The organism is Flavobacterium poyangense, assembly GCF_011751075.1.
GTDB classification, from domain to species: domain Bacteria; phylum Bacteroidota; class Bacteroidia; order Flavobacteriales; family Flavobacteriaceae; genus Flavobacterium; species Flavobacterium poyangense.
Genome location: NZ_JAALLN010000004.1, coordinates 49226 through 62299, shown reverse-complemented (window position 1 = coordinate 62299; position 13074 = coordinate 49226). Strand labels below are relative to the sequence as shown.

The window sequence follows — 13074 nt, the reverse complement described above, 5'->3', positions numbered from 1 at the left end:
ATTATTCTCCATTTGTATGGATTACAATTGGATTATGGCGCTATCGGTTGTGAATTTTTATTGTTTGTAAATTATAGTTTGGAAAACAAATTAGGCTTTGTCAATTCCAAAAGGATTTTTGAAACCTAAATCAACCATAATCTTACGGGCAGTTCCAACTGGAGTAATTTCTGCCTTCACTTTTAATTCTGAAGTAGCCAGAATGTTTTGCTTTGGATCTACATATACATCAAAGACAGATACTTCCTGGTTGGCTACCATTCCTTCTAAAGCGCTTCTGCACAAACCTTCAAAGTTTTTTGAAACAGATTGCGGTAATTTGCCATCGATATCTACTAAAATTGGAGACGCTAATTTTGGTAATAAAGCAGTACGTAATAAACGAGTTGCTTTATTGATGGTACGGTTGTTTTCTACATAAGCAAAGTCTGAAGTTCCGGTAGTACAAGTATGACTGTCGTTGAAATAAACCCCTGGTAAACCAGTATGTGTTCTAGCGAAAATGTATCTTTTTTCGTTTAATGTTTCTAAAGTTCCCAATGTTTTAACTTCATGACCGCCAACAAAACCGGCTTTTGCAAAACCTTGACCAGTCAGGTTGAATTTTTCGATCCAGGCAATGTTTTCTGATACTTTTGCTCTCGAGATAGTACCCAATGCCATTCCTACTGCTGCAGTATTATTGTATGATTCTTTGAAAATGACTTCAATAAGGACTTCGTTTTCTTTTTTCAAGCCTTTTTCTGTCTCTATGTTGTAAACAACAGAATTAGGTTGTGTAGGGACTAATTTCTCTTTTGGCGCTAAAGTATAAAGTGTTGAAGTTCCGTTTTTAAATAACTTTTGTTCAAATGCTTTTTCAACATCCATAGCCACAACTACTGATACGTTTTCTGCGTTTAATTCAGCTAAAGAAATAGCAGTATCTGCTTCCGGATAAAAACCTTTTCCTTCCACTATAACTTCAAAAGGCATGTAGTTTTTGTAAGCCAAACTTGCCTGACTTTGTGCCGCCTTAACTGCTACTTTTGTGTCTGTGAATTCAGTTTCTGCTCCAGAATAGATAATCGCCATTTGACGAATGTTCCCGTTTGCTTTTTCCTGCATTTCTAATGCCCTTTCGACAACTTCTTGGTAAGAATAAGCTTTTACTTTCATGATATACAAGTCTCCAGAAGGATTCATTCTGAAAAATTGCTCAATTTGATAGTAAACAGATTGGCCTTCTATGTCTGTGCTGGCAGTGATACCTAATTTTTCAGCATCTTTTAAGGAAGCCAGACGTTCGATTTTGCCAAAATCCATTTTAGAGATACTTCCGTTGTCATCAAAAAGTAACCCGGAAACCATGTCCTGCTCTGGATTTCTTCTTCCTAATCCGCCTGATAATTTGGTAATCACTACATCGTTTAATGTACTCATAATATAAAATATTTAATTGTTTAAAATTTGTTTTTGCTTAAAAAAAGGCAAAAGAAGGGCTGTAAGAAGTTTTTAGTTTTCTTATAATCAATTGTTTATTCTTTTTTTAAAGTGTTTGTAATCTGTAATCCAAAAAGTGGATTGGTATTTTTTGAAGGATTTGAAAAAGCGTTTTTTTTAATTGGATTTTACTCTTGGCCAGGAGTTGAATTTGCTTTTGATATCGAGTACAAATTTAAGATTCAAGGTTGCTTTTTCCAATTTTTTTGACTTGCAAAGTCAGTAGTTTCAGCGATTTAAGCTCTGGCTTCAGAAGAGAGTCCTTCGTTTATAATGGTATAGATGGTACGCTCTGTCAGGAACAAAGTGTCGGAAAGTTCTGAGACTACAACTTTCATTTGTTTAGCTTGATTATTATTTAAGTAATTGATTACATAATCTCTTCTTTTGTCTAATAATGTTCTGCTTCTTTTCATTTTGTGGTATTTAATAGTGGGATTAATTTTTATTTGCTTGTGGTTTTTGTATGCGGTTCCTGTTTATTTCTTGGGAGTTAATTCTATAATTCCGCCAACCTGGTTTGGGTTTATTCCAATTATTCCTGTCGTCAGATTATAACCAAGTTTTTCCAGAGCTTCATTGCTTAATCCGTTATTAAAGAGGATGTATTTTTTCTTGAGTATATTTTCTATTAATGTCGTTTTGTATGTTATTTCCCAAATGAAATAATCGTTTTTAGCCCAATAAACTTTGTCATTGTTGCATTGTTTTTCATTTATCTTAAATGTTGAATTGGTATCTATAAAACTATTGCTATTACTCACAGACAATACAGCTTTGTCTATGCGTTGTGCAATTTCAAAAGCTTCTTCATAACTTGTTGAAGAGATCGTACCAACAGGCATTACAACAGAAAGACAAAAAGTAACATCTGCTTTGTAGGTTTTCTCAGAAGAGGTTTCCCAGGCTACGTTGTTGTATTTAAACAGTACTACAGGTTTATCAATAGCATTTTTAAAAATGGCATCACTATACAAATGTACTATTGGAGCATTAGCAGCAAAGGCTGTTTCGATGGCATTTTTTTTCTCGGTATAAAAATCTTTTAGAATCATATGTTGGATTATTTTTATGCAAATATAAAACATATGTTTAAATAATACAAACATATTACATAATAAAAGCAATAGTTTCAGTAATATGATAAGTTGGTTGATTCTCAGTTAAAATCTGGAAAAAAGCCTTTTTCTACAGTATTTTGCTACAATAAAAATCTCTTTATCTTGTGGATTATGAGGGTTTAAGAAAAATTTTACCTATTTAAATTTAGATTGAAATAAATAAAGAGCTTTGATTTTTGAATGAAAAAAACGCATTAAGCCCAGTATTATTAGGGCTTTACGTCCTTTTGTGTTATGAGATGGTAGTAAGAAACAGAATAAGTAAATCTTGATAATTAAGTGTTTAATGAAAAAAAAGCGAAAGAAAGACAATTGTTACCTATATATTATTTATTTTTGCAACATATAGTGGAATGTTTTATAAGAAATAAAAACATATTACATAAAAGCATTGATGACATGGAAATACACGCAAAAATAAAACGCATTATAGATGAGATGAATCTCAATAATAACTCCTTTGCGAAGCTAATTGGAGTAACCAGTACTACGATAGACAGTATTACCAGTGGCAGATTACAATCTGACGGAAATAGAAAAAGAACCAAACCGGGTTTTGATCTTATTAATAGTATCATTACACATTGTAATGTAAATCCGGAGTATTTTTTTGGAGACAGTGAAGAGATTTTTGTGCGTGCCACAAGTAATGACGCCAATTTAAAGTTGCCAAAGATTATAACGGTAAATGAAAAAGGAGACGAAAATATTAATTTTATTGGTGTCAAAGCACGTGCCGGTTATTTAGACGGCTATGCTGATCCGGAATATATGGAGAGTCTTCCTTCCTTTAGTATGCCAATGTTAAAGAACGGAACCTACAGGTGTTTTGAAATTAAAGGAAACTCCATGTCGACAACGATACATGACGGAGATTATCTTTTTGGAAAATATGTTGATAATTTTGATGATATACTAGACGGAAGAATTTATGTTATTATCAGCAAAAATGACGGAGTAGTTGTAAAAAGGGTTTTAAACAGGATTAGGGAAAGTGGTAAACTAATTCTTAAATCCGACAACAGAGATGGAAATTACCCGATGTATTCTATTTATGCCGAAGATATCCTGGAGGTTTGGTACGCCAGTATGTATGCCTCTAAACAAATGCCGGATCCGATCAATATTTATGAAAAATTACATACGCTTGAAAGTAAATTCTATGAATTGGAAGAGACTATAAGAAAAAAACAGAATTAATTATAAACAAAAACTGCAACAAATATGTTGCAGTTTTTGTTTATATAGTATTTAGTTGTCCATTTTTACGCCGAATATTTCCAGTATGATTTTTTCTTTTTCGGCAGTAATATCCAAACCCGTTAACTCTTTGTCATTAAAGCTTGTTCTTCGGAATATTTGACTTGGAAAAGCAATGAAATCTTTGTTTTTATTTAAAATCCGGATACTTTTGTTCTATTTGTTTTTTCCAGTTTTCATAGCTAATTGTGGTGACATTTTTTCGGTGGAATATCTCATATTTCTTCGAAAAATATAATTGGGCATAATGTTCTTTATCAATTTGTACTTGTGTCAATTTACTTTTTCTATTTAACAAAGTGTATATTTTCTTTCCTTTACTATGAAGCCAAAGCTCTTTTTTTGTAACGATTAACTCTTTTAGTTTAGTGTCATAATACAACCATCCTTTTGTGTCTTGCCATGCAGATGACAAGTAAGTATTTAAAATGGAGTGATAGTCATAAATGGTTAATTTGCCATATTTGTAATCACTTCCATCATCAATGATAGAAAAATTAGTATTGCCAAATATTTTAATGTTTTTATTCGTGAAATCCGCAAGCTCTTTTAAGAAATCCGAGTCATCTGCTTCATTACAAGCTACCGAAATGAATGCTCCCTCATCTAGCAAACCACTTAGTAAAATTTTTAAACCTAAAAAAGTTTTGATTCTTAATTCATCGGGACCATTTTTGGTAAACACAAGTTTTGATTTTTCTAATATTTTTAATGCATAGGCATCATCTATAACGTCCGGACTTTCTCCTAATCTGGAAATAACTAATTTTATTTCACGAATTTTATTGGCAAATAAAACTGCCCAGCTTGCTTTACCTATAGAAGTGTCAGAAAATATATTCCCATGATGTACAATGCAAATGTTTTTATATTCAAATGTATCACCAAGTTTTCTAATTTTGCTTAAGTCAGTGAGGCTTTCCAACTTGATAACTTCCCAAATGTCATTATAAGTTCTTTTAAATTGTGCTACACCTCCTAATTCTAAAACAATGAGAAGATTGATTTTTTTCTTTTCTACTACTAACGTTTGATCTTGAAAACTAGTATCACCATTAACTTCTTTAATTCTAAATGTTCTTTCCATCTTATTTGTTACTAGTTTACACTTTCTATTGGAATTTCTTCTTTTAAAATGGCAAGGCCGTCTGCGTTTACTTCTCCACTAAATTTTAGTAGTTTAGTGTTTGCTTTAATATCTTTGCCGTTTACTTCATCTATTACTACCACCACTGTTTCTCCCTCTGTGTAATTTTTTGTTTTTACAACCAGACTCACTTTGTCTCCAATATTGGCAGTGTCTATATCATTGTCCAAATTTCCATTTTTCCAGTTCACACTTATTATTTGCTTTTCTAAAGGCGTTATTGTGGGTGGCGAGTAATCATCAAATACAACTTTTTTAGGACCGGTTTGGAGGGAATCAGTAATAGAAATTGTTCCGGTAATTACCCCAGTAGCAAAACATTTTACTGTTGAGGTTTCTAAAAGTGCTTTTTTAGCGTTTGGATTTACATTATTTGCAGGTTTTTCCCATTTGGTTTGTATAACAGGAGTACAAGGTTTATTATTTTGCATAGAGCAGGTTCCGAAAAAAGAGGGGCCAAATTTTTTTTCCTCGTCAGTAGCCATTAATTTTTCCTGTATAAAAATGTTGGTTTGAGATGCTACAATTAAAGTACCCGGAGCAGAACCTTTATCACAAATGCATGAAGCACCATTGCATACATATTTGGTAGCCATAACTAATTAATTTTTACATTAGCTCCGCTAATAGTTGTATCGCCGGCAGCATTAATATTTGTTTTTTCGGTAGATTTCATATTGATGTTTTTTCCTTCTATGTTTATATCTCCTTCGGTTTTTAGAGTAATTGCGCTTTTTCCTTTTAACTCAATTAAATTTTTGTCATCTTTTTTTAATCGAATACTATCGCTTTCCCCATTTAGTTCAAATGCTAATTTTTTGAGTTCATCCTCTTGGTAGAGGTAGCCGGCTATTTTTTCTTTTTCAATTGTCAAAGAAGTTTGTTTTTTATCCTGATCGGTTTTTAGTAAGATGTCATACTTTTCTGGGGTTGCGATCAAAGTGTTTAATTCTTTGCCTTGATCGTCTTTAAACTTCAGGGAAACAGTCTCTTTTGATATCGTTAAAGCCAAACGTTCCTTTGCTTCTTTGTCTTTAATGGAATTAAAAGTCGTTGTCAGACTATCAGGCGAGAAATGGGTGATAGCCAATGGTTTTTCATCCTCATTAAAATAGCTAACCTTAAAATTTTGGTCTTTATCAAACTCTATTTTAGCGATATCAGTAATTTGGGTTTCATTACTTTCAGCTTTGTTTTCTGTTTTTATGTAACGGATATGCATTTTACTGCCATCAGCGCTATAATCAAAAAATAATTTTGGGTCATTGGTAGCTTGGATTCGTCCCATTAATCTATCGACTTCGGCATATTGTGAAATAAACGCACGGGTTTCTACTCCGTCGATAATGGTGGCTAAAACCCAGCTGTCTTTTTTAGGAATGGTGATAATTCCCTGCTCCAAATCCTGAATGGATGCCTTCAGTCTTACGTTTTTAAGTATGGCGCCATCGGCTCGCATAATGTTTACGGTATAAGCATCTTCGGTGTTATGAAAGGATTCTTTTTCCTTATTTATCGCAATGACTTTTGCCGCAAAAGTTTCAATAAGTTGATTTTTAGCAGCAACATTTTTTATTAGATCTGTAATGTTTTCCATTTTTGTGTTTTTAGATTGCTTCGACTCTTCGTCCTATATAAATCCTTTGTCTATAGCCATTTTCGCCATAACTACGTTCTACTTTTTCTACCTGAAAGGTTCCGTTTTTTTCTTTGTCTTTTGCATTTTCAAGAATTACTTTGTCTGTTGGTCTTACAAACGGTTCTCCAAAAGTGAGGAAAGAACCTTCAAATCCACTTGGTTTAGATTCTATTGCTCTAAAAGCAGCATGTTGAAATAATGCTGAAGCAGTTTCGGCAGCCGCTTTTTTAAAAGCTGTAGGATCTGTAGGCAATTCGTCGGTATCACTATGCAATACATGGGTTTTTATTAACTGTCCGTTTGGATCTCCTAATTCAATATAGATTGGAGTGTTTGAATTTTTAAAGTATTTTTCTACTCGAGTACGGGTATTCTTTGTGGATTCCTTAACAACAACCAATTTATCTTCTATGATATTATAATGAAATCTAAAAAGTGCTTTCCCTAAAAAACCTCCGGGAATGGCCTGCATTGCTTTGTTTAATTGAGAACTTAACAAGTCAAGCCCTTTATTGATCAATTTTTTTGTAAGGGCTCCAACCAGTGGACTTTTAATAAAATTTCGATCAATAAAACCGCCTAATTCAGTAGCTGTATACTGCTGCGGATTATTGGTAATGGTAAGTACAGGTCCTGTTTTTTCGATTTTGAAATAGGTAAAAATTCCACGGTCTTTCAGCATTTCAAAAACCTGAGCCAAGCTATGATTTCTGTTAATCATTATATTGCCCAATTCCTCGTTAAGAGCATTCACTTTAAAAGGTAATTTTAATTCTCTGATTCTTTTTTCGAAGAATGTTTTGGGATTAAAATTTTCAACATTTGTAGTCGGATTCGCTGCCACAATATTAAGTGCATCCTTCGGATCCTGAACATCGTCATTTTTTACGGCTTTTATTTTTTTTAAAGCATACATCATATCTTCACAAGATATAGTCGCATTGATGTCAGATTGTACTCCTGTTATATAACCTCTAAAAGCGGGTTTGTAATCGCCGTCATAGCCTAAAAATATTTCTATGAAGTTTTCCAGCTTAAAAAAATCATGAATTGTTTTTTCCTTACCACTTGCATTTGAAAATAGATTCTGATCAAAATCTTTAGTATCCGTATATACTTTTTTGGGCATTACAAGAGTAGCTGTGTCAGTAAGTGATTTATACGAACTGCTGATCTCTACATTTTTTACATAAGTAAATTCATAAAACTTAGGAGTCGGGATAAGTTTTATTGTTTCGTAAACTCTAATTTTAGCATTTAATTTAAGCATTGTCTCTAATTATTAGTTCTACTGTTTCGTCTGATGTGGCACTGGCCGTAAATTTCTGGATGTTTTTTGTTCCCGAAATAGAAGGAATGGAATACGAATCGATTACTAACTCATAAATTCCAAATCGATTTAAAATGGCATGTGTAATTCTTAAAGCATAAGGGGCATTTAAGTATTGTTTCAGCAAAAAAAGTTTTTCTTTTGGATATTCATCTCCCGTTTCATTAGCAATAAGTCCATCTATAGAAATGCTAAAATCTCCATTTGTAATATGTTCTTTGATCGTTGAATCTCTCCCTTCGATGCTCTCTTTTTTTATGGTTTTGGATCGATTTAGATTAACGGTAACTGCATCGATTCGCAAACCCGGAAGTTTAAGGTCTTTTTTGGTTAGAGGTTCAAAAACCAAAGGGGCAAATACTCTCAGATTAAATTCTCCCCCAGTTTTGTCTATAATAAAATCTTTCGACTCGGTTTCGTTATAGTTAATACCTGTATATTCGTTGTCTTTAGGATCTAAAATTTCGTTTACATTAAAATTGAATTTCATGTGTTTTTATGTTATTATTTTTAGTTTGAAAATGTTTTAGCAAAGGCCGTGATGAAAGTGTTTTCCAGCCTTATCTCATTGTGTTTTTGCAACCATAGGGCTTCTTCGAGTAATTTGTAAAACTCATCCATTGTTAATTGATAAGGATCTACCTGAAAAGCTTGTCTGATAAGGGCTGCCGATTTTTTAAACTCATCCTTCTGAGGTGTAGCGTCTATTGCAAATTCGCTATCCGCTTTTATCATTGCTACAAGAGAATTTCCGGCCGAAAGCATGAATTCGTCTTCGTAATTTTCTTTCTCAAGTACACATTCTTTAAATAAAAACAGTATGGCTTCATGCGGATTGCCTTTGTATTTATTTTGATAGTTTAAAAATGTAGTAAAGGATGGTTTTTTACAGTAAGCGGTTGTTAATTGATCCTCTGAGGTGAGTTTTAATACGGTACCGTATTTTTCTTTTAGGTTTTGCAGGGTTATTTCGTCAGGCATTTTTTTGTGGTTTTATAAATGGTGTCATTTTATGGTAATCCGGAGTCAGTTACAAAAGTTTTTTATAGCTTTTGAATACTAAATCGAACTGTCTCGACTTTCTTTTTTTATGACTTCAGACAGGCTTTCTTTTTTTTCAGAGACATTTAAAGGATTAATCGTAAAACTGTCTATAAAAATATTCCCTTCAGATACTTGTGCTAAGGGATTTTTAAACGTACTCATGTCGGGTGTTCTAGGTGTTTCTCCCAGATCTTTTGGTGTATAATCCATAATTGGTTTAGTGTTTAATTGTTACTTGATTATTAAAACTGTTGAGGTGATGCTGCTCTAAAAAATCTGAAAATTAGGAGGGACTATAGTGTTTATTTTGAGAATCAATAGCCGATATTAGAGTATGTAAAAGTACTCCAGAAGAAGAGAAAAAAAGAATTTTAGAGTTCTCGTTTTCAGTAGTTTCAGTAGAAAGGAGTAGAGCGTTTAGTTGCTGTGCTTCCGATGTTTTTTATCGATTTGAAAATGTAAATTAAAGTTGATATCAATTAAAAAAAAATAGTAAAGCCACCATCGATAACTTATGTTTTCCGATGTGGGCTTTACTATTAATGAAGCAGTTTGAGTTTTTACTGCCGGTAGAGAACTTGCTTTATTCGAAATTTTGAATCTGCTGTTATAGCTTAGTTTTTTACAAGCTTAAAGCTCTTGGGATGAACAAATTAGTTGCCTGAATCTGAGTGATATTAATGTTATGTGTTTCCGGTGCATTGTTTACCAAAAACAGACGACAATCGGCATCATCATTGGTAAAAAAGTTAAACGTTGAATAAGCAAAAACACCATTAATTAATACAACATACGAAAGGATATACCCCAATTCTGTCATGTTGGTATTTTTTGTCATTATTATTTTTACCGGAAGTGTACGGAATTCGGCAGAGTTCCAGGAATAGTTGTAAGTCCTGTGAACAACAGGTGTTCCTTTTGCTGTTACCGTTTTCCAAAATTCAAATCTAAGGGTGTAATTGGCAGTAGGAGGATTTGTTTCCCGGTGCATAAGAAATGAGCTTTCAATTATATCGAATGCTTCCATGTTTGTTGAGCTTTTTAATCCATAAGGGTAAATTTTGCCCTGACCTGTAGAGGTAGCAGCTGGGATAACAGATCCCGCAACAAGGTTCTCCTGTGCGAATAAACTAGTACCGATAGTGGGATCGATATTTTTAGTGAATCGAGTTGCTGTAATTTGGGTTCTTACTCCACCATGTGTTTCCCATAAGATACCATTCGCATCTCTTTCAATCGCTCCTTCTTGCGGTGTTGTGGTCAAAATTCCGTTTGGAATTATCAAAGGAGACTCAGTAGTAGTGCCTGGTTGTAACTGAATTGATTTTAAAAGTATTTTTTTGGAGCGAATCCATTCCCACCAATTAAAAAGCTTTAAACGACTAACGACTTTAACGTCCTCGGTAATGAGACCGGTAATTTGTGTTTCAGAATCAGTAGCCATTGTAGCGGTTAGCTTTGTGTTTTGTAAAATTTTACCTTGCTCAGCCGTTAGTACGACTTGAGTTCCGCCGGAAGTAAGATCGTTTGCGGCATATAGATAATTCAATCGTAATTTACCTGAGGCATCAAGAGGGGCGTAACCGTTTGCTAGTCCTTTACGAGCTTTATCTTCTTTTAGATTCAGTAAATCGGCATGTGCTTTTTCGTCTGTTTGATGTGCCTCAAACTGTGTTTTTTCTGCTTTTTCATCCAGTGTATTTACCAGATTAGCCACACTGCTTTGTGGAATCTGTTCATCCTTATGCCAGAAGCTTTGCCAAGCGTCCCAAAATTGCTTTTGCGTTGGTTTTTTACCGGTTTTAAACCAGCTTAGAATGGTATTGATATTTGTTGCCATATTGTATTGGAATTAATGGTTAGTTAAATTGTTTTGAAAATACTGATTTGGCGGATTTTTTAGATTCCTATCACTGAGAATGATGTTGCAGTCGATAGTGCTAATTCAGTAAAACGTGCAAGTAAGTTTTACATTGATATGATGCAACCAGGTCTATAAGTTATTAATCCGTTGGGTAAAAGTGGTAAAATTATACATAACATGTGGAGGCATAGATTCTACTTCTGAAAAAGAGTATAAAAGTGAGACACATTTCTATCACATAGTCTAGCTATGAGGCCATCGATTTTGCTCAGACCGACAATTGAAATTTTAAATAAGTGAAACGTCTTTTTTTGATTTCTAAACTATGTTCCTATGTGTTAGATAATAAGTAGACCCAACGGATTGTATTATTACTATTTTACCAGGTTGTTAAAGAAGAACGAACCCATGTATTTGTTGCCGTACACACATAGATGTAAGCTGTTGTTATTCTAATCTCTCCAAGTACACCTGGAGCGGTTGCTGAGGTTGGAGGGGTATCCAATGCACTTTTATTGATTTGTCCGTTAAAAGTCCAGTTTGTGCCATTATTTTGAGCTTTGATCTGACCAACACCGTTAGCAATTACAATATTATTCTCTAAAGTAGCTGGCAATCCTTCTGCTTTTCCGAGTACAATATTTCCGGAACCGGAAACTATGCCATTAAAAATACCACCGTTTGGAGCAATTATTAGGTTATTATTACCGGTAGTTATGGTCTTTGTATTGTCAGAAGTAGCTGTTCGAGCACCAATTACTACATTTCCGGATCCTGAAGAGATACCAGCTCCGGAGCTGTATCCGACAGCTACATTGTTGACACCTGTTGTATTCCCCCACAATGAATAAGTTCCTATTCCGGTATTGTTGTCTGCGTAATTTCGAACTAAACTTTGAAACCCTACAGAAGTATTACCATTTCCAACAGTATTAAAATTTAGAGTTTGATGACCTAAGGCTGTGTTCTCAGATCCGGTAGTATTATAATAGGATGCTCCAGCTCCAAGCCCGGTATTTGATTTTCCTGTCGTATTGTATTCCAGGACAAGAAATCCAACTGCAGTATTAAAGTCGCCGGTAGTATTAGATCTTAGTGCTTCTGCGCCTATTGCGGTGTTTCTGTGTAGGTTAGAATTGCCTCTTCCAATTCTGACACCATTGATCAATTTATCAACTCCACCAAGTTCCTGTAATTGTTTGTTATCAACAATTCCCGGTAGTGATGCACTCACGGGAGAAGATGATCCACCGGAAGCATTAATAATGTATGGGCTGTAGGGAGTTCCAACGCCTGTAATAGTGGTATTGGTTCCGGCTTGTATCTTTGTTTCACTACCATCAGCAGCAGCTGGAATATTGATTTTTTTTACAATTTTATCCGTTCCAATGACAAGAATTTTTTCAGTGTTATTTCCATCAGGCACATTATCAAGTTGTAATTTTTTAGTTATAATCTGGTTTTGAGCATTTACTATCGTTCCGATAGCTAAAAGGCATAGTACAATTGCTTTTTTCATAGTTGTTAATTTGTTTTCTTCAATGTTTATTCTGCTGGTATATAAGGTATTATGAATTCTTCCGAATCCGCTAGGCCCCCTATAGTATCTACTAATTTAATAATGGTGCCTTCAGTCAATTCAAGCCATGTTACCCATGATTGTGGGTACACACCACTAGGCCATGCACTGGAAAATTCGGATTGTCCAGGCTTTTTATACATAATTAAAATTCCATTGTAGGCACCACAACTATAAGATCTTAGTAATACTTCCTCATTAAGTTCATAAGTAATAGTGTCAAGATATTGTCGATCATTAGAGGCATATGATATAATTTTCCCCACTATATTGTTTGGTTTTGTAAAACTGCTCATCAAATTGGTGTCTCCGCCATAATAGGTGGCTTCACAAAGAAAATTGCCTTCACAATATCCTATTACACTGTCACCGGCTTCTAAATAATTTGCGATATTGGGATTTACTTTAAAAATTAGAAACTGTCCAGATGGGATAATTTTATCTCCCTCTAATAATTCGTCAATTCCTTCAATATCTTTTGCTGGAACTTTTTCGTGCTTATGACGAAAAGAATCCCAGGTATCCCAAAATTCTTGCTGTTTTGGTTTTAAACCGGTCTTAAACCAGCTTTTAATAGTTTGTAATGTTTGTATAGCCATATTTTTTAT

General features: G+C 34.0%; 14 protein-coding genes. 1 reads left to right on the top strand and 13 read right to left on the bottom strand.

Going from position 1 to position 13074, the window contains the following annotated elements:
- Positions 1 to 90: 90 nt before the first annotated feature.
- The 3 genes from G3A47_RS09865 to G3A47_RS09855 all read right to left on the bottom strand — a co-directional run bounded on the left by G3A47_RS09865 (position 91) and on the right by G3A47_RS09855 (position 2537).
- The gene (locus G3A47_RS09865; RefSeq protein WP_166921997.1) at positions 91 to 1422 is read right to left on the bottom strand and encodes a DUF2586 domain-containing protein; all 1332 of its coding nucleotides are present in this window, start codon (positions 1420 to 1422) and stop codon (positions 91 to 93) included.
- A gap of 296 nt (positions 1423 to 1718) precedes the next feature.
- The gene (locus tag G3A47_RS09860) at positions 1719 to 1898 is read right to left on the bottom strand and encodes a hypothetical protein (RefSeq protein ID WP_166921996.1); all 180 of its coding nucleotides are present in this window, start codon (positions 1896 to 1898) and stop codon (positions 1719 to 1721) included.
- A gap of 63 nt (positions 1899 to 1961) precedes the next feature.
- The gene (locus G3A47_RS09855) at positions 1962 to 2537 is read right to left on the bottom strand and encodes a hypothetical protein (RefSeq protein WP_166921995.1); all 576 of its coding nucleotides are present in this window, start codon (positions 2535 to 2537) and stop codon (positions 1962 to 1964) included.
- Between the two features lie 465 nt (positions 2538 to 3002).
- Between G3A47_RS09855 and G3A47_RS09850 the strand changes: the two genes are divergently transcribed.
- On the top strand, positions 3003 to 3803 hold the full coding sequence (locus G3A47_RS09850; RefSeq protein ID WP_166921994.1) for an XRE family transcriptional regulator: 801 nt from the start codon (positions 3003 to 3005) through the stop codon (positions 3801 to 3803).
- Between the two features lie 190 nt (positions 3804 to 3993).
- Here the strand turns inward: G3A47_RS09850 and G3A47_RS09845 are convergent, their stop codons facing one another.
- The 10 genes from G3A47_RS09845 to G3A47_RS09800 all read right to left on the bottom strand — a co-directional run bounded on the left by G3A47_RS09845 (position 3994) and on the right by G3A47_RS09800 (position 13065).
- Positions 3994 to 4950, bottom strand: a complete 957-nt coding sequence (locus tag G3A47_RS09845) for a hypothetical protein (protein WP_166921993.1) — start codon at positions 4948 to 4950, stop codon at positions 3994 to 3996.
- A gap of 11 nt (positions 4951 to 4961) precedes the next feature.
- A complete protein-coding gene (locus G3A47_RS09840; RefSeq protein ID WP_166921992.1) occupies positions 4962 to 5606 on the bottom strand; it encodes a DUF4280 domain-containing protein in 645 nt (214 codons plus the stop codon).
- A 2-nt stretch (positions 5607 to 5608) separates the two neighbouring features.
- Positions 5609 to 6607, bottom strand: coding sequence for a hypothetical protein (locus G3A47_RS09835; protein ID WP_166921991.1), 999 nt, complete (start codon positions 6605 to 6607; stop codon positions 5609 to 5611).
- Between the two features lie 10 nt (positions 6608 to 6617).
- On the bottom strand, positions 6618 to 7919 hold the full coding sequence (locus G3A47_RS09830) for a hypothetical protein (RefSeq protein ID WP_166921990.1): 1302 nt from the start codon (positions 7917 to 7919) through the stop codon (positions 6618 to 6620).
- Complete coding sequence (locus tag G3A47_RS09825) at positions 7912 to 8469, bottom strand: DUF6046 domain-containing protein (protein ID WP_166921989.1); 558 nt, start codon at positions 8467 to 8469, stop codon at positions 7912 to 7914. Before G3A47_RS09825 ends, G3A47_RS09830 begins: the two co-directional genes overlap by 8 nt.
- A 20-nt stretch (positions 8470 to 8489) precedes the next feature.
- Entirely contained in the window at positions 8490 to 8960 is a 471-nt protein-coding gene (locus tag G3A47_RS09820; protein ID WP_166921988.1) for a hypothetical protein, read from the bottom strand.
- Positions 8961 to 9038: 78 nt separating this feature from the next.
- Positions 9039 to 9233 carry a hypothetical protein gene (locus G3A47_RS09815; protein WP_166921987.1) on the bottom strand — a complete coding sequence of 65 codons (195 nt, stop codon included), beginning with the start codon at positions 9231 to 9233 and terminating at the stop codon, positions 9039 to 9041.
- A gap of 412 nt (positions 9234 to 9645) precedes the next feature.
- On the bottom strand, positions 9646 to 10863 hold the full coding sequence (locus G3A47_RS09810) for a hypothetical protein (RefSeq protein ID WP_166921986.1): 1218 nt from the start codon (positions 10861 to 10863) through the stop codon (positions 9646 to 9648).
- A gap of 403 nt (positions 10864 to 11266) precedes the next feature.
- The gene (locus tag G3A47_RS09805) at positions 11267 to 12406 is read right to left on the bottom strand and encodes a hypothetical protein (protein ID WP_166921985.1); all 1140 of its coding nucleotides are present in this window, start codon (positions 12404 to 12406) and stop codon (positions 11267 to 11269) included.
- Positions 12407 to 12432: 26 nt separating this feature from the next.
- Positions 12433 to 13065, bottom strand: coding sequence for a hypothetical protein (locus tag G3A47_RS09800; RefSeq protein WP_166921984.1), 633 nt, complete (start codon positions 13063 to 13065; stop codon positions 12433 to 12435).
- Positions 13066 to 13074: the final 9 nt, after the last annotated feature.

What these genes read in the sequence shown, in the direction of transcription:
- G3A47_RS09825 (WP_166921989.1), bottom strand. Translation starts at nt 8,469, where the DNA reads ATGAAATTCAATTTTAATGTAAACGAAATTTTAGATCCTAAAGACAAC.
- G3A47_RS09860 (WP_166921996.1), bottom strand. Translation starts at nt 1,898, where the DNA reads ATGAAAAGAAGCAGAACATTATTAGACAAAAGAAGAGATTATGTAATC.
- G3A47_RS09855 (WP_166921995.1), bottom strand. Translation starts at nt 2,537, where the DNA reads ATGATTCTAAAAGATTTTTATACCGAGAAAAAAAATGCCATCGAAACA.
- G3A47_RS09830 (WP_166921990.1), bottom strand. Translation starts at nt 7,919, where the DNA reads ATGCTTAAATTAAATGCTAAAATTAGAGTTTACGAAACAATAAAACTT.
- G3A47_RS09845 (WP_166921993.1), bottom strand. Translation starts at nt 4,950, where the DNA reads ATGGAAAGAACATTTAGAATTAAAGAAGTTAATGGTGATACTAGTTTT.
- G3A47_RS09800 (WP_166921984.1), bottom strand. Translation starts at nt 13,065, where the DNA reads ATGGCTATACAAACATTACAAACTATTAAAAGCTGGTTTAAGACCGGT.
- G3A47_RS09815 (WP_166921987.1), bottom strand. Translation starts at nt 9,233, where the DNA reads ATGGATTATACACCAAAAGATCTGGGAGAAACACCTAGAACACCCGAC.
- G3A47_RS09810 (WP_166921986.1), bottom strand. Translation starts at nt 10,863, where the DNA reads ATGGCAACAAATATCAATACCATTCTAAGCTGGTTTAAAACCGGTAAA.
- G3A47_RS09820 (WP_166921988.1), bottom strand. Translation starts at nt 8,960, where the DNA reads ATGCCTGACGAAATAACCCTGCAAAACCTAAAAGAAAAATACGGTACC.
- G3A47_RS09805 (WP_166921985.1), bottom strand. Translation starts at nt 12,406, where the DNA reads ATGAAAAAAGCAATTGTACTATGCCTTTTAGCTATCGGAACGATAGTA.
- G3A47_RS09865 (WP_166921997.1), bottom strand. Translation starts at nt 1,422, where the DNA reads ATGAGTACATTAAACGATGTAGTGATTACCAAATTATCAGGCGGATTA.
- G3A47_RS09835 (WP_166921991.1), bottom strand. Translation starts at nt 6,607, where the DNA reads ATGGAAAACATTACAGATCTAATAAAAAATGTTGCTGCTAAAAATCAA.
- G3A47_RS09840 (WP_166921992.1), bottom strand. Translation starts at nt 5,606, where the DNA reads ATGGCTACCAAATATGTATGCAATGGTGCTTCATGCATTTGTGATAAA.
- G3A47_RS09850 (WP_166921994.1), top strand. Translation starts at nt 3,003, where the DNA reads ATGGAAATACACGCAAAAATAAAACGCATTATAGATGAGATGAATCTC.